Annotated in this window: 26 protein-coding genes; 15 read left to right on the top strand and 11 right to left on the bottom strand. The window is 46.0% G+C overall.

The window, feature by feature from the left end; all coding sequences use genetic code 11:
• The first annotated feature begins 76 nt into the window (after window positions 1-76).
• The 9 genes from ACHZBG_RS04170 to ACHZBG_RS04210 all read left to right on the top strand — a co-directional run bounded on the left by ACHZBG_RS04170 (window position 77) and on the right by ACHZBG_RS04210 (window position 8643).
• On the top strand, window positions 77-1291 hold the full coding sequence (locus tag ACHZBG_RS04170; RefSeq protein WP_320128187.1) for a lysophospholipid acyltransferase family protein: 1215 nt from the start codon (window positions 77-79) through the stop codon (window positions 1289-1291).
• Complete coding sequence (locus tag ACHZBG_RS04175; RefSeq protein WP_320128188.1) at window positions 1288-2715, top strand: sodium:glutamate symporter; 1428 nt, start codon at window positions 1288-1290, stop codon at window positions 2713-2715. Before ACHZBG_RS04170 ends, ACHZBG_RS04175 begins: the two co-directional genes overlap by 4 nt.
• Window positions 2716-2972: 257 nt before the next feature.
• Complete coding sequence (locus ACHZBG_RS04180) at window positions 2973-3869, top strand: ATP-binding cassette domain-containing protein (RefSeq protein WP_320128189.1); 897 nt, start codon at window positions 2973-2975, stop codon at window positions 3867-3869.
• A complete protein-coding gene (locus ACHZBG_RS04185) occupies window positions 3866-4654 on the top strand; it encodes a hypothetical protein (RefSeq protein WP_320128190.1) in 789 nt (262 codons plus the stop codon). The genes ACHZBG_RS04180 and ACHZBG_RS04185 overlap by 4 nt, the downstream gene beginning before the upstream one ends.
• A complete protein-coding gene (locus ACHZBG_RS04190; RefSeq protein WP_320128191.1) occupies window positions 4644-5039 on the top strand; it encodes a GntR family transcriptional regulator in 396 nt (131 codons plus the stop codon). The genes ACHZBG_RS04185 and ACHZBG_RS04190 overlap by 11 nt, the downstream gene beginning before the upstream one ends.
• Complete coding sequence (locus ACHZBG_RS04195) at window positions 5014-5178, top strand: hypothetical protein (protein WP_394699323.1); 165 nt, start codon at window positions 5014-5016, stop codon at window positions 5176-5178. The genes ACHZBG_RS04190 and ACHZBG_RS04195 overlap by 26 nt, the downstream gene beginning before the upstream one ends.
• Before the next feature lie 404 nt (window positions 5179-5582).
• Window positions 5583-6752, top strand: a complete 1170-nt coding sequence (locus tag ACHZBG_RS04200; RefSeq protein ID WP_320128193.1) for an NEW3 domain-containing protein — start codon at window positions 5583-5585, stop codon at window positions 6750-6752.
• Between the two features lie 12 nt (window positions 6753-6764).
• Window positions 6765-7718, top strand: coding sequence for an ABC transporter ATP-binding protein (locus ACHZBG_RS04205; RefSeq protein WP_320128194.1), 954 nt, complete (start codon window positions 6765-6767; stop codon window positions 7716-7718).
• Window positions 7705-8643 carry an ABC transporter permease gene (locus tag ACHZBG_RS04210; RefSeq protein ID WP_320128195.1) on the top strand — a complete coding sequence of 313 codons (939 nt, stop codon included), beginning with the start codon at window positions 7705-7707 and terminating at the stop codon, window positions 8641-8643. The genes ACHZBG_RS04205 and ACHZBG_RS04210 overlap by 14 nt, the downstream gene beginning before the upstream one ends.
• 51 nt (window positions 8644-8694) lie before the next feature.
• Here the strand turns inward: ACHZBG_RS04210 and ACHZBG_RS04215 are convergent, their stop codons facing one another.
• Genes ACHZBG_RS04215 through ACHZBG_RS04250 form a run of 8 tightly spaced genes read right to left on the bottom strand, consistent with a single transcriptional unit; the run spans window position 8695 to window position 14600 of the window.
• Window positions 8695-9375 carry an ATP-binding cassette domain-containing protein gene (locus ACHZBG_RS04215; RefSeq protein WP_320128196.1) on the bottom strand — a complete coding sequence of 227 codons (681 nt, stop codon included), beginning with the start codon at window positions 9373-9375 and terminating at the stop codon, window positions 8695-8697.
• Window positions 9372-10028, bottom strand: coding sequence for a molybdate ABC transporter permease subunit (gene modB, locus ACHZBG_RS04220; protein ID WP_320128197.1), 657 nt, complete (start codon window positions 10026-10028; stop codon window positions 9372-9374). The genes ACHZBG_RS04215 and modB overlap by 4 nt, the downstream gene beginning before the upstream one ends.
• Window positions 10021-10800 carry a molybdate ABC transporter substrate-binding protein gene (modA, locus tag ACHZBG_RS04225; RefSeq protein WP_320128198.1) on the bottom strand — a complete coding sequence of 260 codons (780 nt, stop codon included), beginning with the start codon at window positions 10798-10800 and terminating at the stop codon, window positions 10021-10023. Before modA ends, modB begins: the two co-directional genes overlap by 8 nt.
• A 34-nt stretch (window positions 10801-10834) precedes the next feature.
• Window positions 10835-11785, bottom strand: coding sequence for a molybdenum cofactor synthesis domain-containing protein (locus ACHZBG_RS04230; protein WP_320128199.1), 951 nt, complete (start codon window positions 11783-11785; stop codon window positions 10835-10837).
• Window positions 11770-12768: a radical SAM protein gene (locus ACHZBG_RS04235; RefSeq protein ID WP_320128200.1), complete on the bottom strand. Its 999-nt coding sequence runs from the start codon at window positions 12766-12768 to the stop codon at window positions 11770-11772. The genes ACHZBG_RS04230 and ACHZBG_RS04235 overlap by 16 nt, the downstream gene beginning before the upstream one ends.
• A complete protein-coding gene (moaC, locus tag ACHZBG_RS04240; RefSeq protein ID WP_320128201.1) occupies window positions 12755-13231 on the bottom strand; it encodes a cyclic pyranopterin monophosphate synthase MoaC in 477 nt (158 codons plus the stop codon). The genes ACHZBG_RS04235 and moaC overlap by 14 nt, the downstream gene beginning before the upstream one ends.
• On the bottom strand, window positions 13231-14259 hold the full coding sequence (locus tag ACHZBG_RS04245; protein WP_320128202.1) for a molybdopterin-binding protein: 1029 nt from the start codon (window positions 14257-14259) through the stop codon (window positions 13231-13233). The genes moaC and ACHZBG_RS04245 overlap by 1 nt, the downstream gene beginning before the upstream one ends.
• Window positions 14256-14600, bottom strand: a complete 345-nt coding sequence (locus ACHZBG_RS04250; RefSeq protein ID WP_320128203.1) for a LysR family transcriptional regulator — start codon at window positions 14598-14600, stop codon at window positions 14256-14258. Before ACHZBG_RS04250 ends, ACHZBG_RS04245 begins: the two co-directional genes overlap by 4 nt.
• 372 nt (window positions 14601-14972) lie before the next feature.
• Here ACHZBG_RS04250 and ACHZBG_RS04255 point away from each other — a divergent pair, with 372 nt between their 5' ends.
• Both ACHZBG_RS04255 and ACHZBG_RS04260 read left to right on the top strand, forming a co-directional pair.
• The gene (locus tag ACHZBG_RS04255; protein ID WP_320128204.1) at window positions 14973-15707 is read left to right on the top strand and encodes a hypothetical protein; all 735 of its coding nucleotides are present in this window, start codon (window positions 14973-14975) and stop codon (window positions 15705-15707) included.
• 302 nt (window positions 15708-16009) lie between these two features.
• Window positions 16010-17680: a hypothetical protein gene (locus ACHZBG_RS04260; RefSeq protein WP_320128205.1), complete on the top strand. Its 1671-nt coding sequence runs from the start codon at window positions 16010-16012 to the stop codon at window positions 17678-17680.
• 27 nt (window positions 17681-17707) lie between these two features.
• Here the strand turns inward: ACHZBG_RS04260 and ACHZBG_RS04265 are convergent, their stop codons facing one another.
• A complete protein-coding gene (locus ACHZBG_RS04265; RefSeq protein WP_320128206.1) occupies window positions 17708-18154 on the bottom strand; it encodes a MarR family transcriptional regulator in 447 nt (148 codons plus the stop codon).
• 232 nt (window positions 18155-18386) lie between these two features.
• On the opposite strand from ACHZBG_RS04265, the gene ACHZBG_RS04270 reads away from it, so the two are divergent.
• From ACHZBG_RS04270 to ACHZBG_RS04280, 3 genes are read left to right on the top strand one after another with little or no spacing between them, the layout of a single operon-like run.
• Entirely contained in the window at window positions 18387-19253 is an 867-nt protein-coding gene (locus ACHZBG_RS04270) for a sugar ABC transporter permease (protein WP_320128207.1), read from the top strand.
• Entirely contained in the window at window positions 19250-20056 is an 807-nt protein-coding gene (locus ACHZBG_RS04275) for a carbohydrate ABC transporter permease (protein WP_320128208.1), read from the top strand. Before ACHZBG_RS04270 ends, ACHZBG_RS04275 begins: the two co-directional genes overlap by 4 nt.
• A 3-nt stretch (window positions 20057-20059) precedes the next feature.
• Window positions 20060-21403, top strand: coding sequence for an ABC transporter substrate-binding protein (locus tag ACHZBG_RS04280; protein WP_320128209.1), 1344 nt, complete (start codon window positions 20060-20062; stop codon window positions 21401-21403).
• Window positions 21404-21466: 63 nt separating this feature from the next.
• Here the strand turns inward: ACHZBG_RS04280 and ACHZBG_RS04285 are convergent, their stop codons facing one another.
• Complete coding sequence (locus ACHZBG_RS04285; protein ID WP_320128210.1) at window positions 21467-21910, bottom strand: MerR family transcriptional regulator; 444 nt, start codon at window positions 21908-21910, stop codon at window positions 21467-21469.
• Between the two features lie 80 nt (window positions 21911-21990).
• Here ACHZBG_RS04285 and radC point away from each other — a divergent pair, with 80 nt between their 5' ends.
• Window positions 21991-22686: a DNA repair protein RadC gene (gene radC / locus ACHZBG_RS04290; RefSeq protein WP_320128211.1), complete on the top strand. Its 696-nt coding sequence runs from the start codon at window positions 21991-21993 to the stop codon at window positions 22684-22686.
• Window positions 22687-22770: 84 nt separating this feature from the next.
• Here the strand turns inward: radC and hisIE are convergent, their stop codons facing one another.
• A complete protein-coding gene (gene hisIE, locus ACHZBG_RS04295; protein ID WP_320128212.1) occupies window positions 22771-23379 on the bottom strand; it encodes a bifunctional phosphoribosyl-AMP cyclohydrolase/phosphoribosyl-ATP diphosphatase HisIE in 609 nt (202 codons plus the stop codon).
• Between the last annotated feature and the right edge of the window lie 11 nt (window positions 23380-23390).

Consider the following 23390-nt stretch of genomic DNA (forward strand, 5'->3'; position numbering starts at 1 on the left):
CAAAGTATGAGAACTGTCCAAAACAATGGACAGTACAACGGACCCATGCTATATTTTATTTACGAAAGAGGGTTGAGTGTCGAAAACGCCGCTGTTTATAAAAATTGCACGACCGACGTACGGCGCGTACCTGTTGCGCCGAAATCATATTGAAACCATTGGTATGGATATCCTTGCCCAGATACAAGGACCTTTCCTTGTATTGGGCAATCATACGCATACTCTGGATTCCTTTTTTATTTCCGCCGCCTCTCCCGTGCACATCAGATGGGTGGCTGGGGCCTACCTATTCAAGCTTCGCGGAGTCAAGACAATGCTGGGAAGCTGGATCGGAGGAATATCCAAACAACAAGGAAGAAGTGATCTTTTCACAATAAAGGCCATTTCGGCGGCCCTTAAAAAAGGTGAGGTAGTTGGGTTGTTTCCTGAAGGAACCAGGACTTGGGATGGAGAGCCCGTGGGCTTTGACAACGCTACCGCCAAGCTTGTGAGAATGTTCAAGGTACCGGTTGTTATCATCAATCTTGAAGGTGGCTACTTGCTCAAACCTCGATGGGCTGACAAGACTCGCAAGGGAAAGGCAATCTTACGGGTATTGCCTCCCCTGATGCCAGAGACCATCAAAAGTATGACCCTTGCCCAGTTGAAAACCTATCTGGAGTCAAATATCGGTTTTTCTCACCAGGCTTGGCAAAAGCAACACCACACCCCATTCAGAAGCAAAACCAAGGCAAAAGGGCTGGAACGAGTCCTTTACCTCTGTCCAGACTGTGGCTGCCGAAGCTGCCTTACCACAAGCGGGAATTCAGTTGTATGTTCCCACTGTGACATGACCGTAAAATTTGATGAATATGACCATTTTACGCTCGTAAAAGGCAAAAACCCGTTTAAGGATCTTCCTTCTTGGCATACTTGGGAAAAAGAACAATTACGAAACTTACTTCAAAATGAAAAAAAAGAAGACCTGCTCTTTCCTCCTGACCAAGGAGTATTGCTGCAAAAAGGAAAAGGAAATAGATTGATTCGTCTTTCCAAGCATTTTGAACTCACCCTGTCCAGGGAGGGCATGGTTGCCCATACGCTTGAAACCAAGCAAGAGAAAACCCTTTCCTTCCCTTTCGATCAGGTACAGTCAATGATCATCAATGCAAAGTCAACGATAGAACTCTACCTTGACGGAGAATTGTATCGTATAAGAATTCAAAAAGATTCTTCAATCCTGAAATATATTGAATGCTACAAGACTATAAAGGAACTTACCAAAGCTTTACCACTAGAGGTGTCTACATGAACTGGAACTACATAATCCATATTGGCATTATCTCCTTCGCCTTGCTTCTTGCCGCGCTCCTTCGGGCACGTATTCGATTCTTTCAACGGTTTCTCATGCCTGCCCCAATCATTGCAGGGTTGATCCTCTTGGTCTTTTATAATTTTCTTGCTCCCTTATGGAACCTCCAAAATGATTTCCTCGGGGAAATCGTCTACCATTTACTCAATATCTCCTTCATTGCCATGTTGCTACGGGTTACTCCCCGTGACAAAAGCAAGGAAGGGGGGAAAAAGATGCTCGCCGAAAATGTCATGGCAGTAATGGGCCAATACGGCATTCAGTGCACACTCGGACTTTTGACAACAGCCCTATTGATCGCAACTATACAGCCAGATTTGTTCCCGGCGATTGGCTTTACTCTCCCCCTTGGTTTTGAGCTGGGACCGGGACAAGCCTATTCCATTGGTTCGACCTGGGAGAAAATGGGCTTTCGAGGAGGCTCTTCGGTAGGCTTGACCCTTGCAGCGATCGGCTTCCTTATAGGTAGTTTCGGGGGTGTCATACTCATTAACCAAGGATTGAAAAGAGGTTGGATTCAAAAGAAATACAGAGACAAGATCAACAGCAAGAGCATTCGCACGGGGTTTTTCAGCCGGAATCAGAAAGAAAGACCCATCGGGTCCTATCTTTCCACGGACGGGGAATCTCTCGATACCCTGAGTTACCATATCGCCTTGGTAATGTTTACCTACCTATTAAGCTGGGGGTTTCTTACCGGTCTAAGCGCCTTGCTCTCTCTCATCGGTCCCATTGGCAATGAATTGGCTGACAGTCTTTGGGGAATCAACTTTGTATTCAGTGCCCTATGCGCCATCGGAGTCAAGATGGTCATGAGACTCTTCAAGGTGGAAACCACGATTGATAGTGCTACATGCAATCGTATAAGCGGTTTATCCGTAGACCTTACCGTTGCCTCTTCCTTGGGTGCAATCTCTCTGGTAGCCGTACAGGGCTACTGGTTACCAATCCTCGCCTTGGTCATCGTAGGACTATTTTCCACCACCATCATCCTCCCCTGGTATTGTTCCAGGCTGTATGATGACCACCAATTTTACAGGATGCTCTTGATATATGGAACGGCAACCGGCACGCTCCCAACGGGACTGGCACTTTTACGGGTTGTGGATCCTGACTTCGAGACCCCGGTGGCTACCGATTATCTTTACTCAGTCGGTATCGTATTCATGCTTGCAATTCCCATTATATTGAGCATAAATCTTCCGGCTTTCAGCATTACCAAAGGAAAACCTAGCCTCTTCTGGCTTGCCGTAGGAATTTCGGGCATCTATATGGTAGGCTCATTCATTGCCTATATTCTTTTGGCAAAAAAGAAAGCCTTTGCAAATCCTGGGAAGCTCTTTTATACAGAGAAAGCAGAATGACAAGCTAAAGCAGGGAGTCCGTAAAAATAGCGAAAACAGCCCTGTCTTAGCTACGACACCAAGGTCACTCTCTTAATCCATACCTATTGCAATCCCCATTTCCTTGATCGGCAAGAAACCTGGATTTGAAGGGGTTGCAATACCAAAAACCAGGTTTTCTTTCTTTTTAACTACGAAATATTGGCAAACCTCTGGACAAGCCTTGCTGTTTGGTGTATTAGTTATCTAGTGCACTATTATAGACAAGGAGATACCCTATGACCGAACAGGTACAATTGGAAACCGTAGACCAAGGACCAGAGCCTTTGGTGCAAATGCGGGATATCAGCTTCCAGTATGGAAAGAAACCAGTTTTCTCCCATCTCAATTTGGAAATTAAGAAAGGTAATATATATGGATTGCTGGGAAAGAACGGAGCAGGAAAAACTACCTTGCTCAAATTGCTCTCGGGTCAACTGTTTCCTACGCAAGGTTTGATCAAGACCCTTGGATTCGATCCTGAACAAAGGCGTCCTGACATGCTTAGGGAAATATTTTATTTACCGGAAGAATTTCCCCTCCCCAAGATGAAATTGCAAGACTATCTGTCGATGAGAACGCCCTTTTACCCACGCTTCGATAAACAGCAATTCGAAACCTACTACAGGACTTTTGAGCTCGATGTCGATCAAAACATCAATGAACTCTCCTTCGGACAGAAGAAAAAACTGCTTTTATCCTTTGGCCTTGCATCAAATACCGCCCTGCTTATCCTGGATGAACCAACCAATGGATTGGATATACCTTCCAAAAAACAGTTCAGACAAATAGTAGCCTCTGCGATGACTGAAAACAGAACCTTTATCATCTCCACCCACCAAGTCAGGGATATGGAAAATCTCATTGATCCACTTGTTGTTCTTCATGATGGAATTGTAATTTTCAACGACTTTGTCGAAACCGTAACAGACACCTATACCTTGCATCTTTCCCAGACAGAACCAAAACCAGGGGAAGCACTGTATTTTGAGAAAACCCTGGGAGGGTGGATCGTGATGCAAAAAAGAACTGATGAAGACACCAGCCAGACTCCAATCGATCTGGAAACCCTCTTCAACGCTATAATCGAAAACCCAACAACGTTTGCATTCAAAGTATCAGGAGGTATGCAATGAGATTCCTGTATGTAGCCAACCGTGAAATACAGACACGGAAAAAAGAATTGGCAATCTATGCCATTACCATAATTCTCATCCTGCTGGTCCAGGAAACCGCCCAGGCAATATATTCAAACTATAGTGGATACGTAGTGACTGAGACTACCTATGCCAGTTTCTTCAGTGGCCTCTTGCTTATCGGGGGATTCATCCTTACCAGCATAGTTTTTGCAAGGGATATGTTCAGCAAGGAAGGACAGAATGAATGGCTGATGCTTCCTGCCACCTCCTTGGAAAAATTTTTGGCAAAAGCCATTTTGACGGCCTTTGTCTATCCAGTGGTACTTATTCTTGTAATGACAGCCGCCTCGGCAATCATTGAAGCCCTGATGCTTCTTTTCTTCAGGAATCCCTTTGCCATGTTCAATCCCTTTACTTCGGAAGTAGGATCCCTGCTTGCTACATATTTTGTCTGGCAATCGGTCTTTCTCTTAGGTGCCACGGTGTTTCATAAAGCTCAATTCATCAAGACCGTCTTGTCTCTCTTCGTCCTCACCATAGTAATGGGGTTGCTTGGGTTGTTATTTGCCAGAATTTTCTTCCCCCTGATTACCGGAAGCTCCCATTTCTCCAGTGCATTTTTCATTTCCATAGGAGCAGGCAGACAGCAGGCCTCACAAATACCAGGAATGCTTGCTTATATGAGGATAGGAGAAATATTCTACTATGGAGTACTGCCGGTATTTTGCTGGATTACTGCCTATTTCAAGGTCGAGGAGGTCCAGGCAACCGATGCAATTTAATACACACTCACCAATTTATCTCCAAATTGCCGGATATATCCACGACCTGATTCTTAACGGAATCTGGACCGATGGAGAGAGAATTCCTTCGGTACGAGATCTGGCAGTGGAACTTGAAGTCAATCCCAATACGATTGTACGCACATATGCTGTCCTCCAAGAGGAAGGGACCTTGGACAACCAACGAGGCATAGGGTATTTTACAGCTCCCCATGCCAAGGACCTTGTCCTCAAGAAGAAAAGGGAACAGTTTATAAAAACAGAACTTCCCTCACTATTCTCTTCTTTGAAGGTGTTGGATATTCCTCTAGAGGAATTGGAAACTTACTACAGAACGTTCCAAAAGGATGCACAAAGCAATGAAAACAAAGATGAAACGAAGTAATAAAATGTTGATCGGAGCAGGTATTTTTCTTGCCGTCTATCTTCTATCCTCGGTACTTTTTGGCTCTATCATGGTACGTAAGTATGCAAATACTTCAAATTTTGTGAACCATTACAGCTATTCTGTCTCAACCTATTGATAACAGAATACCATCGCTGAATCAGTAACTCCATTTTTTGGGCGTGGTGCTTTTGGGCATCACGTCCTTTTTATTTGGTGAAAAACAGTAAGCCTCACCATATTTATCCATAGAATTACGTACATGGTTCACGATTGCCATATGGTTTTGTTTTTCACTAGGTACCGTTCTTTATTTGTGTCATTTTTTTGTAACATATGACGCAAAATCTATCAGTATTATGTTGAATATGTCAATTTCAATGGATTTCTTTCCATTATCAAAACACTCCCCACACAAACAAGCACAGAGGGAAACATACCACAAGATATACATATCAATATTGTTCACACCAGCGTTTGACCCACCCCCTCCCCCTCGCTATGTTTTATCCAGATCTTTATTCCAGGAGGAAAGCATACCAAATGAAAAAGAATTTCAGAACTTGCTGGGTAGTCTTGGCAATAGTATTGCTCGGACTTACTCCCCTCGTCGCAGCTACCACCTATGAAGGACTCTCGGTGGCAACTTCATATCCTTCGCTTAACGTCAGCAATACCGATATGATCGTCTTTGACCTGACAGTCAAAAATTATAATCTTGCTCCCCAAAGGGTGAATTTATCAGTAGCTGGGTTGCCCACCGGATGGGAATACCAGTTTGTCGGTGGCGGCGGACTTATCAACGCAGTATTTGCCGAACCAGACAAGGCTGCAACGGTCCAATTGTGGGTTGTCCCGACAAAAACCACGACAGCTTCTGCTCACGACTTCACCGTAGTGGCAAAAGGAGAGGACAATGCAAGTTTCTCGCTTCCCCTTACCGTAACGATGGGTCAGAAACTCCCCCAGAGACTCGCCCTTGATACAGAACTACCCACAATCGAAGGAGCAGCAGATTCCGATTTTGCCTTCGAGGTAACCCTGCACAATAACAGTGCCGCAGAAACCTTGGTAGACTTGGCTGCAAAACTTCCCGACGGTTTTACCGCAAAATTCGCAGAGCAATATGCCTCAAAGAATGAAAACACCCTTTCCATTGCAGCTGGGGCCGCAAAGACCCTCAAGGTAACGGTAACCCCACCCCAAGGACTTGCCGAAGGCACCTATCCGGTAACAGTCATTGCCAAAGCAGCAAGTGCAAGTGCCAATGTGAGCGTAAATCTTCAGGTCCAGGGACAAGCTCGTTTAAGTTTGACTGGAGAAGGAGGCTTGCTCAGCGGTAATGCTGTTGCCGGAAAAGAACGGGTAGTTACCCTGGAACTAAAGAATTCAGGAACCGCCGATGCAAAGGACATCAAACTTTCTGCTTACAGTCCGACCAATTGGAATGTAACCTTCTCTCCTGAAAAAGTTGATGTAGTGGCAGCAGGAAAAACCCAGACAGTCAAGGCAACACTCAAACCTTCCTCTCAGGCCATCACTGGTGACTACAGCGTTACATTGAAAGCCGACTCAACCAATTCGGGCAATATCTCCACCCAATATCGTGTAACGGTCAAGACTTCTTCACTTTGGGGTATTGTCTCAATACTGATCATTGCTGCCGCAGCGGTAATTCTGGTATTTGCAATCAAGAAATTCGGCAGACGCTAAGAGGAGGTTTCCATGAAAAGCGAACAAGTGCTGAGCGTCTCAAATCTGAGAAAGCAATATGCAAATGGAACGCTTGCGGTCGATGACATTTCCCTGACACTGAACAGACGAGAAATCTTCGGATTGCTCGGCCCAAATGGGTCAGGGAAGACTACCACCATCCTCATGTTGTTGGGATTGCTCGAGCCAACCGCGGGATCTGTCGATATCCTCGGTTTCGATCCCCTCAGGACACCCCTGCAAGTAAAAAGAAGAGTTGGGTATATGCCTGACACCGTAGGTTTCTATGATACCATGACAGCCTACCAGAACCTTGATTATACAGCACGATTTCTTGGCTTGCCTGCCGAGAAACGACAGGAACGTATCCTGGAAGCCCTGGTGAAAATGCGGTTGGAAAAGAGAAAAGATGACAAGGTCCACACCTTTTCCCATGGCATGAAACAACGCCTTGGCCTGGCGGAAGTACTGGTAAAGAGACCTGAAATTGCTATTTTGGACGAGCCTACCCAAGGGCTCGATCCAGAAAGCGTTGCAGAATTCCTTGCCTTGATAGCCTCTTTGCGAGATACCGAGAACATGACAATCCTCCTTTCCAGTCACCAACTGGAAGAAGTACAATCGGTATGTGACCATGTAGGGCTGTTTTCCAAGGGAAGACTGATCAAGGACGGCACCGTCGAGGAACTTTCCGAACAGGAGTTCGGGGGACGACAAATCATCGAACTGAAGGTAAATTCACAAAAAGATCTCAGTCAGGCTTTCAAGAGCATTCCCCAGATTATAAAAGTGAGCCCTGCAGGAAAGCAACGTTGGAATCTTGAATGCATAGAAGATGTCAGACCTGAAGTAGCCGCTACGGTTGTCAAGGACGGTGTAGGCCTTGTCTCAATGGAAATGCAGATGCATTCGCTGTATGACATTTACAAGGCATGTTTCAAGGAGGTAGCAGATGAAACAACGTGAAGGATCTGCCTTGACTGGCTTGAATGTCGTTTTCCATAAGGAACTGCAGGATTTTACGGGAAGTGTACGCATGGTAGTATTGACCATTCTCATCCTCCTGACTGCAGGGGCAAGCATGTATGTGGCAGCACAAACGCTACGCTCCATTACAGGAGAAGATACCTTCATGCTCTTGGGTTTGTTTACCATTTCCAAGGACCCGATTCCTTCGTTCCTTTCCTTTATGTCCTTTCTCGTACCCCTGACCGGAATTGCCCTGGGTTTTGACACTATCAACGGGGAATTCCAAAATAGGACACTGGGAAGGATATTGTCCCAGCCGATATACCGGGATGTACTGATGTTCGGCAAAGCCTTGGGAGCCTTGGTGGCCATGGCCATCGTTCTTTTGGCCCTTTGGTTGCTGGTCATCGGTTCAGCAATGCTTTTTCTGGGAGTTCCGCCTTCCGGGGAACAAATTGCGAGGGCCTTGGTCTTCTATGTGATTACCCTATTGTATGGAGTCCAATGGTTTGTCATTGCCATGCTTTGTTCAATTATTTTCAGACAGAGCGCAACGTCAGCCTTGGTTGCCATAGCCATTTGGCTCTTTTCCATGATCTTCTGGCCGATGATCTCGCAATTGATCTCCATCGGTATCGGGGGAGACGGAAGTTTTTTGGCTGCAAAACTCAATGTCGTGCTCTCCAGGATCTCACCCTATACATTGTATTCGGAGTCCTCGATAGCTATCCTCAATCCCTCGACAAGATCGTTGGGAGTAGTTCTCTTCTCGCAAATCCAAGGGGCAATGTTGGGATCCCCACTTCCCTTTGGACAAAGTCTCTTGCTTATCTGGCCGCAGATGACCTCTTTCTTTGCCAGTATCCTTTTGTTTTTCACCGGTGGATACGTACTCTTCCAACGACGGGAAATCAGGATGTAACGATAATGCTCTCTCGTGAGCCACGGATAAAACCGTGGTTCACCTCATTTTTCACCTAATGGAACCTTCCTCGATGGTTATTGTCCGTGAACAATACCTCTGAACTTCATCCCTGTTATGGGAGACAAAGACAACAGGACACCGTGCAGACAACAGTGCAGGTTTGAGCTCTGTATCGATGGAATCCTTCAACTCATTATCCAAGGCAGAAAAAGGTTCATCCAAGAGAATTGCCTCCGGTCTTGAAGCCAGAAGCCGGGCAATTGCCACCCGTTGCTGTTGCCCCCCAGAAATACGCAGCGGATTCTGGTAAACAAAAGATGCTAGCTGAACCATATCCAGATACTCCTGGGCAACCTGCTGGGCACGTCTCTTCCAAGTTCCATAGGATTCCCCTGGTTTTCTGCCAACGCCACTCATCACATTCTGCAAAATGGTCATATGGGGGAAAAGTGCATAGGATTGAAACAGATACCCTACCTTCCGATCCCTCGTGGGTATATTGCAAGGAGAAGAGGAATTAAACAGAACTCTTTCATTGAGAATAATGGAACCTTCATCAGGCTTCATTATTCCGGCGATGCTCTTGAGGGTCATGCTCTTGCCGCTTCCCGAAGGACCGAGCAATCCTACGATTTCTCCGGAAGCAACCGAGAGTCTTGCATCGAGGAAGAACGGCTTGCAGCCTTTCTCATTTTTTGTCTTCATTTTGATCAGAACTTCCAGGCTCATGATTTTCCCCTGTTGAACTTGGCCAGACCTATCAAGGAAAGCCCCGAGAGGGCTATGATGATCAGTACCCAGATCCAAGCAGTCTTCATGTCGCCGCCTGATGTGGCAAAGTAGATGGCCATCGGTATTGTCTGGGTCTTTCCAGGAATGTTGCCGGCGATCATGAGTGTTGCCCCAAACTCTCCCAGGCTTCTGGAAAAACTCAAGACCAAACCAGCCAGGATCCCAGGCCAAGCCTCGGGAATCATGACCAGAAGGAATATCTTTCCTTCCCCCATGCCAAGAGTACGAGCCGCCCAAATCCTTTCCTCATCCACTTGTTCGAAAGCACCCCGTGCAGATCGATACATCAGGGGAAAGGAAACGACCATGGCAGCTAGAACTGTCGCATACCAGGTAAAAATGACACTTCCCCCGAACTTTCCAAGCAAAGAACCTATCGGACCATTCTTTCCAAAGATGACCAAGAGGAAAAAACCCAGAACAGTGGGAGGAAGCACCAAAGGCAACGTAAAAAAGGTATCGACCAAAGAGGCCACGGTACCTTTGAGACGCATACTCCACCGAGCGGCAATGGTTCCCAACAAAAAAATCAGGGAAGTCGAAAGCATTGCCGCACGTAAGGATATCAGTAACGGGGAATAATCAAACATGGCTCTCGAGTGCAGTGAAGCCATACTTTGTAAAGACAGCCTTGGCTTTCTCGGTAAACAGGAAATCCTCGAATACCTTTGCCTGAACTGGGTGCTTGGTATCCTTTATCACCCCTACCGGGTAGATGATGGGTTTATGGCTTCCCTCGGGGGCTTGAGCACAAATGACAACACCCGTGCTGATCTTTGCATCAGTTTCATAGACGACCCCAGCCTGCACATTCTCTGTCTCCACCCAGGAAAGTACCTCCCGCACATCCTTGGCCAAGACAAGTTTGGAACCAATCGTGTCAGTGAGTCCAAGGCTTTCGAATACTTGGGCAGCATACTGTCCAGCAGGGACAGACTTGGGTTCTCCCACTCCGATCTTGGTAATGGAAGCATCAGACAATGCCTCAAAACCTGAAAGCTTTTTCGCATCCTTGGCAACAATGAGAACGACTTTATTCTCCAGAATATTCTTGACAGTAGCATCATCCATCAAGCCTTTGGCCTTGAGTGCATCCATTTGCTTGATTCCGGCGGAAAAAAAGACATCGGCAGGAGCACCCTGTTCGATTTGCATCTGCAAGGAACCAGAGGAACCATAATTGCAACGCACCGTAATGGAAGGATTATCCTGCATGAACAAGGAACTCAATTCCCCCATGCAGTTAGTCAGGCTGGCAGCAGCACTTACCAGAATCTCGGTCTTTTCCTCTTCTACCCCTTGGGCACCCACAAAGGAAACACAAACAAGCGAAACAAACAGAACCAGCAACAATTTCTTCATACGAATCCTCCATCTTCAGATATAAAATATTGGTCTAGGAGTTTTGCTCCCCTGCTGAGGGCAAGGTTGCGCACTCCTTCGATTTCCCACTAAGCATCAGCAACCCATGTTCCAAGGGGTTGAGAATGGCATTCAGGTTTTCCACTGCTGCCTTTGGGCTGCCTGGAAGATTGACAATGAGCGTACGTTCCCGGGTAGCACAGACACTGCGGCTCAAGCAAGCCCTATCGGTGATGTGCATGCAGGAAGACCTCATGAGTTCACTAAGTCCCGGTACCTGGCGTTGGGCAATATCAAGAGTTGCCTCAGGAGTAACATCCCTGAGAGAAAGACCGGTACCCCCTGTTGTCAGAAGCAGATCAGCCTGATAGCCATCACAGACTTCAGCCATCTTTGCCGAAAGTTGGACACGGTCATCGCCCAAGAGACTGGTTCCCACCAATTCATACCCGGCAGCCTCAGCCAGTTTGCAAACGGCAGGGGTACTCTCGTCTACCCGAGTTCCCGCATATCCCTTGTCACTGGCACAAAGTACAAATACTCTCATTTTAGAATAGGCTCTGAGGAGCATTCCCGGTTTCAGGACTCCTCCATGCAAGACTCGGGTAAAAACGCCTTGGGTCGGCATGATGCACGTTCCCATTTTCTTGAAGATATCGCATCCTGAATGACATTCCTTCCCTATCTGGGTCAATTCCAAAACTACCGAGCCTGCCATGAAAATAGTCCCAAGAGGAAGCGTGGCAAGATCGATTCCTTCCACCAAGAGATTTTCTCCGAAAGCCCCTTCTGAGACCTCTGCCCCTTGTTGCCTGAATGCTTCTACTTTATCGTACGAAAGCAAGCTCACCTGTCTATGCCAGGTTCCGCAATGGGCATCGCCGTCCAATCCCCATTGGGTCTTGGCCAGAACCTCGATTCGTGGTTCCTTTGCAGTCCCTTTTCCCGAGCTGGTACAGACAGCCTGTATTATTCCTTCCAACATTTTGTCATCCTCCAATGGATGCAAGGGAACAAGAAGTCATTCCCTGCAAGGAAAAATCGTGATGCAACGGTTTTTTTTGCGATAAACCGATGAATGGCAAGCTCAATGGATTCATCTGAATTTCCATTTTCAAGCAGTTGCCTGAGATCCAACGTATCTTGGTGGTACAAGCAACTTTTCAGCAATCCATTGCTTGTCAATCTCAACCGGTTGCAAGTCTCGCAAAAACATGCAGACAAAGCTCCTATAAGACCAACTTCAACTGAGTCATATCTGTGATACGTAGCAGGGCCACGTCCCTTTTCATCTCCCAGAATACTTTGTTGGGGACTTCCATACTGTTGCTCGAGAAAAGTTTGCAAACGTTCGATGGGAACTCCCTTGAGGGAACATCCATTCCCGATGGGCATCAATTCAATGAACCGTACGGAAATTGCATTGGCTTTTGCCAATTCCATTACCTGCACGACTTGGCTTTGGTAGGAATCCAGGAGAGGAACACAATTGAGTTTTACATACAAACCTGCTTCCTTTGCCTTTTTTATACCTTGCAAGACAGGTTCCACCCTACCGCCTCCACTCAAAGTGGAAAAAAGAGTGGCATCAGTGGCATCAAGGCTAAGATTTATGCCATGAAGTCCAGCCTGGGCCAAAGGAAAAGCCATTTGGGGAAGCAGGGAACCGTTGGTAGTCATCTCCATGCGGTCAAAACCAAGTTGGGAGAGAGCTGCAACCAAGGAGGGAAGATTCTTTCTGAGCAAAGGTTCTCCGCCGGTAAGCCGAAGCGTACGTACTCCAAGTTTTTTGAAAATTCTGCATAGATGCACGAATTGATCATCACCAAGCGTTCCCTGTGATTGTCCGGGACCACAATACACACATTGATAGTTGCAACTATCGGTAAGGGAGAGTCTCAGGTAATCGAGGATACGGCCATACCCATCGGTAAGCGAACCTGAGGGGAGACTATCAGTTTGCAGCATAGGTACCGCTTTTTCCTCCATCCTTGAACAGGAGGTGTACATCCTCGATTTGCATCCCTCTGTCGAGGGCCTTGCAGAAATCATATATGGTAAGCAAGGCAATGCTTACACCGATAAGTGCTTCCATCTCCACTCCGGTCTTTCCCGTAGTGCCTACGGTACAAAGCACTTCGATTCCCCGGATTTCACAAAGAAATCGGAAATCGACCTTAGCCGAGGTCAATAGCAAGGTATGGCAAAGAGGAATGAGCGAAGAAGTCTGTTTGGTTGCCATTATTCCTGCAATTCTCGCAGCGGAAAGCACATCTCCCTTAGGAACCTGATTTCCCCCGATGGCATCGAAGGCTTTCTCATTCATACGGATCCGACCACAGGCGATAGCTGTACGTTTGGTATCTTCCTTGGCAGCTACATCCACCATCAAGGCTTTTCCTTCTGCATCGAGATGAGTCAAGACTTCCATCAGATACCTCCCATACCAAAATTACAGTTGGGAAAATGGCAAACAGGACATTGCAGGCAAAGCCCCCCATTTCCCCATCGCGCGATATCCTCGGAGGTCAGGGGAATTCTGGCAACAATGCGAGGCAAGGCCAGATCAAAGACAGTTCTCTTTGCATACATGACACACCCAGGAAGGCCCAGAACGGGGACCTCGTCTATAAAAGAGACCAAGAACATAGCCCCTGGAAGCACAGGAGATCCATAGGTCACGATTTTCGCACCAGAGTCCTTTATTGCCCCCGGGGTTCGGTCATCGGGGTCCACACTCATTCCTCCTGTACAAAGAACCATGGAAGCACCATCGGATACTGCATGCTTGATACATTCACGTATATAGGACTGATCATCGCCCGTATAGATCTTCTTGGTGACTGCAACCCCTACTTCCTGGAGCTTTTGTTCCACCACAGGAGAAAAGGTATCGATTATCAAATCCTTGCTTACCTCGCTGCCTGTTACCAGCAAGGTGCAGTCCTTTATCGAAAAAGGATGGATGGAAAGCAAGGGATTTTCAGCATTGGCAATACAGGAAACCTTCTCCATATGACCAGATTCAATAATGAGGGGAATTACTCGCATCCCGGCAAGTTTATCTCCTATATGCACGACTGAATGGTTGACGCGGGTGGCAATCATGACTTTTTCAAGGCTATTTATTGCAAGGAGTCTTGCAGTATCAATCTCAAGGACGCCCTCTGTCGTTGCCTTCAGCTCAATCTTTCCTTCCTTGATGGCAGAACGTTCCATGAATGCATTCTCGCAGGCTTCACACAAGATACGTGCCCCATCATCCTCATGAAGCATACCTTCCTGCATCTCCCAAACATACAAATGCTCTTTTCCCATGGACAAGAGCACAGGAATGTCTTCTTCCTGCACTATATGGCCTTTACGAAAACGAGCATCCTTGGTAACCCCCACGATTATCTGGGTAAGATCATGGCAAAGAACCTTTCCCACTGCGTCTACGGTCTTGATTAGTTTCATTGGTTCGCCTCCGGGAAATAGGTTTGAAAGCAGGAATCGACTGCCTTGCCGGCTTCAAGGGAAAAGGCATCATAGCGTTGCATGAAGGAACGACCTTGTTCGGTCAATAGGGAACCACCTCCATCGGAACCTCCGATGGATTTTTCTGTCAAAGGATACCCCAGGCTACGTTCAGCCTCCCTGATAATTTTCCAGGCTTTTGAATAGGACATCCGCATGGAAAAAGCAGCTCCAGCCAAGGATTTTTCTTTTTCCACCATATGCAACAGCTGATTGACCCCAGGACCATAAAAGAGGTTTTCTTCCCGGAACCTGATTTTAAGAGAACAGGAAAAAAGCATGGCAACTCCACCGTTATGTTTTTAAAAACATAATGAGTATAAAAGGAGCCATTATATTTGTCAACATACAATGAACCGACCTTTCTTGTAGAACAACTTGGTCACGTATCCCTGGTATCATAAAGTCGTGTGACATTGAACTGAAAAGAAACCTGGATATCCATACACGATCGACATAACATGCAGATTGCTTGCCTTTATCCTATTCCTTCCCATTCACTAGTATTCCAATAGATTTATAAGTATATAACATATATGTACTTATTTGACAAAAATCTGGGTGCTGATATTTCCTGCAGGAAATAAGCATGGTATACAATCAATAGGACCCTATGACCTTCGTTCGACAGCCCAACCTTTTGGAGGCCCGCGATGAAAAGAAATATTTCCTGCGTCTATGTTGCATATTTGACAATGGCACTGACTTCCCTCTTGTTTTTCGGATGCACGTTGGAATCGGGAGATGACAACCCGATACAAAGGACGCCTGACAATCTGCTGTTCATCGAAGAGAGCGTCGATACCAATTTTGGACCGGAAGCAACCATGTGGTTTACGTCTCCCCAAGAGTTTGGATCTGCAAGCTATACCTTGCAATATTCAACCGACAATAAAGCAACCTGGGACAATTTCCAATCTTCTGGTTCCGATTTAACGGCAACGCTTGGCGAGGATAATTTCAGTGTCGATATCAATAGCGATTGCTGGTTGCGACTTTCCATCACGGGAGGGACCTACGACGGGCAAACCTCGAACGAAATGTATTGCACCCGGTGTACCACTGCCGGCTACTTCAAATCCACGGGGCTTGGAGAAGAGATGGCAAATACAGGTATCATGGCTCCCAATGTAGGCTATGGATTGGTTGCCAGTTTTTTGGTTCATAGATTGCCAGCGGATACAGAAATCGTGGATTGCCTTACCTACCAGTGGTATCGACTCGATCCAGAGGATTACGAAAACATGACCCCCGTCCTCGGGGCAAATTCACTTTCCTATACGACGACCAACGAGGACATTGGGTACCGAATGCTCATCAAAGCCACAGGTAACAATGTCGATTTCAATGGCTTTCATCAGCTAATGGCAACCTCTATCGTTAAATAGATACTATTTATAATTAACCTGATCATTGAGTAAGGACCTAAAAGTAAAACTACCTTTTCCCAGAAACCGCTACTCAGGGTTTTCAAAAAATCACTCATTCTTCTCGTGTAAAAACTGAGTTGCATTTCTTTTTATACCTTGAAATACACATAATCGTGAGTAAAGATGCTTTGACTATAGTACCTATATCTCAGTAAATACATGTCCTCTGGCAACCTTTTCTCAAACCTCACTGTTATAAAGGCCATAAACGGAATATAGTCAGTATGGTATTTTCTTTTTTTTTGGAGGGGGGCTTTTCCATGAATAGAACACATAGGGGTATTAGGTTCTTGACGCTGAACGCAATACTTCTTTTACTGGCAATCCCCGTCTTTGCTACCTATTCGCCCAAAAGAATTCCGCTATCATCCCAATTATATGATCAGGTAGATGTCCTCTATAGACTGGAAGGTCTGGGACGACCATCCGATGCCCGTCCCTGGAGCAATGAAGAAGCAAAACAAATTATCGAAAAAATTCCAGATAAGAGGGAAATCCTGAACCTCAAGAAAAAAACCCTTGCTCTTCTCGACACCACCCTTCCTTCAACCGGCTCAAATGATTTTTCCTATAACCTCTCTGCCATCATTGCCTTGGAGGCCTATACACATACAAACAACAAGGATTTTGTTATTCAGGAAGACTGGATTTATGGGGAAGATGAAAGGAAACCCGTGGTCGATTTCCGCATGGAAGCCCAGTTCGGAACAATTTTCTATTTCGGGACGGGTATAGAGGTAGGAGCTGGAAGTTCAACAGGCAATGATGAAACGGAAAACCTTTCCGATTCTGAACTGGGAATAATACTTCCCTCCTCAACATCTTTAATCGAACATATTACCTGGTCTGCACTCTACCATCGGCTTTTTTCTACTAATGCGATAACCACAGAAACCCATTTCAATGCTATTTGGCCTAGCAATTCCCAGATAAATCTTGGAGGAACCTGGTGGAATATCTCGATGGCAAAAGGCCCAATTAGATGGGGAAACGGCAAGAGTGGGGATCTGATAATTGGAGATCATATCAATTCCCAAAATACCCTGCGTTTCGATTTTTACAGCAATATATTTAAAATGGAACTGCTCTATCTCTTTCTTGAGGATTCCCTGGACGAAGAAAATCAAAGAATTTTCATGGGACGAAGATTTGAATTCCAGGCCTCTGATTCGTTGCGACTGACCCTGACTGAGAACGTCATGTTCAGGGGTCCCTCACTTGATCTGAAATATCTCAACCCAACATCCATATACCATAACTACTATAATTCCGATAAATTCAATGCCATTGCCAGCCTGGAGGCAACCTATGCGCCTTGCAAGGGAGTCTTGCTCTATGGGCAGTTTGCCCTTGACCAGTATCAGCAACCCAATGAAACAAAAACCATTGCAAATGCGGCAGGAATATTGGTAGGTGGAGAATTTTCCTGGATATACAAAACCGGGGTCTTCTCGACAAGTCTTGAATATGTGCTTACAGATCCCTCCCTATATCGAAGAGACAAGGTAAATTTTCTTCTGTACAGAGGACAAAAGAACAACGGAAGACCCTATATTTTTGATTATCTTGGGTATCAATATGGTTCGGATAGCCAAGTCCTCCGCTTCGATCTCTCCTATCTTGTTGCAGGTAATTACAAGATAGGGTTCAATGCTACGGCTATACGCCAGGGAGAAGTAGGAATGTATTATTCTACAGGTGATACCGATTCTGCCTATGCCAATATCTTGGGAACTGCCCCAAGCGGCAATATCTTGTCGCAAAGACTGATTGTCGGATTGCAAGGAACTTGGTGGCCTTCTTTTGCACCAGTCAAGTTATATTGTCAGCTAGACTCCATAACCAGATGCACCTATACACGGAGTACAGGCAAAGCCAGTGACTACCAACAAGATTTACAACTAATAGTGAGTTCCACCTTCAATTTCTAGGATTTCCAAACCAGAAAATACCTGATCCTAGCTTTCATCAACCAAGACAGAAGAAACCGTATGAAGGTCCTTCAGAAGCGTTGACATTTCATCCATACCAAAACGACTGTTCGAAGTAATGGTACACCCCATTTCCCGGGGAATGGACAGGGCACTTTGTTGTGTACGCCTTCCTTTGTCCGTGAGGGTAATGGTTACACTTCGTTCGTCATTCTTGTTTCTGTTTCGATCGACGAATCCAGAGGCTTCCAATTTTTTCAATACAGGGGTCAACGTTCCCGAGTCAAGGAAAAGACGCTCCCCAAGATCCTTGACCGTTACACCGTCCTGTTCCCAAAGAGCCAACAACGTAATGTATCCCGTATAGGTAAGCCCAAAAGGCTCAAGCAAAGGCTTGTATTTCTTTATGATCTCCTTGGAACAGACATACAAGGCAAAACAAAGTTGATTATCGAGTTTTTGTATTTCTTCCATAGCTATGACTCCTGTAAATTGTGTACAATAGTATTGTGCAATATAAATATAAAACAATCAAGGGGAAAGAGGAAAACCTTACCTTGGAAACAGTACGTAAGGATTCTTTTAAAGAAAGCTGACGTAGTATTTTATACGTAAGCTATTTCTTTATAAAAAAACAAGTAATACCATTTTCTTTCTTGAAGCAACTTCATAAAAAGAAGTATTATCGCTACAGAAAAGGATCCCCATGAACAATAGACTCCAACGTTTGGCAAAACCCTACCTCATGATTCTCCCTGCCTTGTTCCTAGCTTATTTATTTTGCTATCGACCATTTTTCAGAACAGTGGCCAATAGCCTTTTTGCCATCTCCAGGACAGGAAAAAAAGTTGGTTTTGTCGGTTTGGAAAATTATGCAAAACTCTTTGGAAGCGAGTCCTTTCAGGCAAGCCTGTCAAATACCCTACGTTTCACGCTCTATTTTGTACCGAGCAACATTCTGGTAACTCTTTCGGCAGCTTTGCTATGCAACAGAAAAGGACGGCTCGCCTCGCTGCAGAGCATCCTGTTTTTCATTCCGATGGCCATTGCCTTAAGTAGTGCCATGATGCTGTTCAAGATGTTGTTCAATCCATCCATCGGTGTCATCAATTCACTCTTGAAACTGGATATACAATGGTTCAATGACCCCAAGGCAGCCATGGCCCTATTGGTAATGGCAGGAATTTGGTTGGATATTGGATTTGATTTCCTGCTTTTTGCAGCAGCCTTGAGAAGTGTTCCCCAACCCTTGAGTGAAGCAATGCTTCTCGATGGAGCCTCAAAGAGAACGATATTTTTCCATCTCCAGATTCCATTTCTGGCCCCTACCCTGATATTTGTCCTTTGCAACAACATCAAGGATGCCATGCTCATCTGTTCTCCGGTCATCATTCTCACCGAGGGAGGCCCTTTTCGCTCCACCCAGACCTTGGTTTACCAAATGTTTCTCGAAGGGTTCAAGAGCGGGAATTATTCATTGGGATCAGCTCTCGCGACTGTCATCTTTACCCTGACCTTTGCCATTTTGCTTATATTGCTTCAATTTGAGAGAAGGAGGGTATATTACCAATGAAAAAAGCCCTCCCTGTCCTGACAATGATTTTTGCCCTGATCGTGGTATTTCCTATTTTCTATAGCCTCAGCGGATCCCTTTTTTCTCCTGCTGACTTTTCAAGCACCCCGGCACGACTCTTCCCTACCACCCTGACTTTCTCCAACTATACCAGGGCCTTTGCCCAATCCCATTTGACCCGGTTCTTTGTCAACTCGTTCATAACGGCCACCTTCGGGACTCTATTGAGAATGACCATCAGTATCCTTGCTGCCTACTCGTTTTCCTTCCTTTCTTTCAAGGGCAGGGATTTCTTGTTCATCGTGATCATCGCCACCATGCTCTTGCCCGGAGATGCCCTGTTGATCGAAAATTTTACGACGATCAGGCATTGGGGCTTGCTGGATACCTATCTGGGAATAATCAGTACCTCCTTGCTGGCCCCTGTGCATATCTTTATGCTGCGGCAATATTTCAAGACGGTCAGCAAGGAATATAGGGAAGAAGCTATACTCGAGGGTTGTACGGATAAGCGCTTCATCGTTTCCCTGCTACTTCCTTTGAGCAAGAGTGTATTGATCATCCTCGCCCTTCAGTCCTTTACAGGAATCTTCAACGATTACCTTTGGCCTCTTCTGGTAACCAACAAGGAATCAATGAGGACCGTACAGGTGGGAATCACTATGCTGGGGTTTTCCGAGACGCTCGATTTCGGTCCTGAATTTGCCGCGATATCAGTTTTGATGAGCCCGATACTCATCACATTCATCCTCTTGAGAAAAAGAATACAAGAAAGTCTAAGCACTCGTTTTACGGAGAGATAACCTATGAAAAAAAGAATCTGGTTTATAAGCATTGTACTTCTATGTACGACCCTTGGCATTTTTGCCCAGGGACAGACAGAGCAACCCTCTGTGGTCAGAACGGTAACTTGGTGGCATTCAAACAGTGGATTGCTCCAGACGGCCGCCGACAGCATGGTAGAGGAATTCAATGCAACAATAGGAAAGGAAAAAGGGATTGTCGTTCGCTCAGTCTATCAGGGGAAGTCAAATGACGTACTTACCAAGACAAAAGCCTTGTTGCAAGAGGATGGCAATACCGATTTGCCTGATTTGGTCCAACTCGATGCTTCGGCGGTACTCGACATCCGGGATAGCAAATACCTCATCAGCATGGAAAAACTGGCCAAGGACGATTCCTTTGACCTGAACCAGATATTGGAGGCTTGCAAGCTCTCGGTAACCTACAAAGGCGAGATGATCGGCATGCCTTTCAACAGTTCCACCATCATGCTCTACTATAATAAGACAGCTTTTGAAGAGGCAGGAATAAAAGAGCCTCCGAAGGATTTGGATGAACTTGCATCAGTGGCAGCAAAACTGGTGCAGAAGGATGCCAAGGGAAAAACAATTCGCTATGGGGTTGCCAATGTACCGACTACGTATGAATTATGCGTATGGCTCGGGCAACAAAACGGAATGAGTTTGATAACCGACCAGGAAAATGGGCATACAGGACTTCCCACGAAGGTTTTGTTTGATGAAAACGGAACCATGTCAACGTTTCTGAAAAAATGGAAAGCTCTCTATGCAACTGGCGCCCTGGAGAACCTTACCAGTGATGTGAACTCAGAATTTTCCAGCGGAAAGGTTGCAATGATGGCCGCCTCGACCAGTAAGCTTACCACCGTGTTGCAGATGGTTGGGAACCGATTTGAATTGGGTGTTGCCAACCTTCCCAGGGTCAATGACCAGGCCACGGGAGGCGTGAATGTGGGGGGAGGAGCTCTCTATGCCTTTGATAATGGTTCCGGTAACAGCCAGGCAACCTGGGAGTTCGTAAAATTCGCAACCTCAAGCAAACAACAACTTGCCTGGCATATAGCCACAGGCTATTTCCCGGTCAATAAGCAGACCTATAAGGACCAGGATTTTATAACCTATAACAATGAACATCCCTTATTTGCAGTTGCCATCAAGCAATTGCAAGAAAGCAATCCCCTTGTCCAGGGCATATGGGTTCCCAGTGCCTACCAAATCTATTATGCCTTCCAGAGCGGAATATTGAAAATGCTTGTAGAGGATCAGGGAGTCGAAGAGACAACCCAGGCCTTGGCCAAGGAAATCAATGGCTACCTGACTGACTATGCACAGGCAAATCCCCAATAGGAATTGAATTGGGAGCCAACCAAGCATCCGGTGCCGAAAAAACAAGGACTGGATGCTTTTTTATTATTCACGAAAACGACAGCGTTCCTTGAAATCACAGGATAGACATCCCTTGCCCGGGCATTGCTGAAAATCATCATTGGTTTCCAACTGACGGACATGCCAGGAAAGATCATCCACCTTTTTCTCCAACTGAGTTTTCTTCTGCAAGGATTCACTGAGCTTGGCTCGATATTGGCGAAGCAATTCATAGCGCCGTTTTTCACCGGTCGCATCTTCCTGGGCCATAAAGATAATCGATTTGATCTCACTCAAGCTGAAATCCAATTCTTTCAACTCCATGATACGTTTCAGATAGACACTATCGGCATCGGAATAATAACGCTGGCCTCCATCTGAACGACTTCTGGTCTTGAGCAAGCCCAAGGACTCATAATAGCGGATGGTCCTTACTGTTACGTTGCATTTGTGAGCCAATTCCCCAATTCGATATTTTTCTTCCTGCATACCCTTCTTTGTACCATAAACTCAAGCAAAAGGACAACTTCCATTCCTTAGGGATTATCCAGAAAAAAGGAAATCATAGCATGAAATACTTTCAGAACACATTATCAGAGAAAAGAATCAAGGAAATGGACATCTGCGACCGCCCCAGGGAACGAATGCAAACCGTAGGGGCCGATGCCCTCTCCGATGCAGAATTACTGGCTATCCTCATAGGTTCAGGCAGCAAGGAAAACCCAGTGGGAAAAGTTGCCCACGAATTGCTGACGCTTATCGACACCAAGCCAACTATTGAATATGAGGATTTCAAGCAAGTCAAAGGACTGGGACCTGCAAAAGGTGCCATTATTTTCGCAGCCTTGGAATTGGGTAGGCGGCGGCTTCCCCTCAAGCGAAGACAGATCAGCCAACCAGGAGATATTTACCCCCTTATCAGGCACTATGCAGATCGGCAACAAGAGCATTTCATAGTTACCTCACTTAACGGGGCCCATGAGATCATCTCCATCCATGTTGCCTCTGTCGGAACGATCAACAGGACTCTGGTGCATCCCAGGGAGGTCTTTGCCCCTGCCATCGAACAAAGGGCCGTGGCAATCCTGGTTGCCCATAATCATCCTTCCAACATAAACGGCGGGGAAATAACACCGAGTGCGGAGGACCTGGATGTCACCAGACGCCTGAAACAAGTAGGAGGAATTTTGGGTATTGCGGTCATCGACCATATGATCATCGGAGGAGAGGGCTATTACAGCATGTTGGAGCATGAGGTGTTGTAGAAAAAAAGGTACCTGCCAACACATAAAACAAATCGCCTGCTTGATTGAAGCAGACGATTGTCTTGGCTTTGTCTAGTAGTGAATCTAGCGGCTATGACGTCCCTTGAGGACTTCCACGACTTCACTGAGTTTCACATTCTTCTCGGCAAGCAAAACCAAAAAGTGATACATCAGATCGGCAGCTTCACCTAAAAATAAGGTCTTGTTGTCATCCTTGCTCTCGATGACCAGCTCCACGGCTTCTTCCCCAACCTTCTGGGCAATCTTGTTCAGTCCGCGACTGAAAAGGTGATTGGTATAGGATCCCTCCTGGGGGAATTCCCTTCTATCACTGATTACCTGTTCCAGGTAGAACAGGAATTCACTGGAAGAGACCGCCGCAGGGTCATTGACCTCATTGAAACAGGTATCGCTGCCTGTATGGCAGACCGGTCCCGTAGGAATTGCCTTTATCAGAAGTGTGTCGTTGTCACAATCCTCGATAATTTCCCGGACCTGAAGGTAATTTCCGCTGGTTTCACCCTTCGTCCATATTTTTTGCCTGCTTCGTGACCAGAAAGTTACCAATCCCCTGTCACGGGTAATCTGAAGTGACTCTTCATTCATATAGCCAAGCATCAAAACTCTACGGGTAACCGCATCCTGAATAATAGCGGGGATCAACCCATCCTGTTTTGTAAAATCAAGTCCCATTTCAAAATCTC

The organism is uncultured Sphaerochaeta sp., from assembly GCF_963676625.2.
GTDB lineage: Bacteria > Spirochaetota > Spirochaetia > Sphaerochaetales > Sphaerochaetaceae > Sphaerochaeta.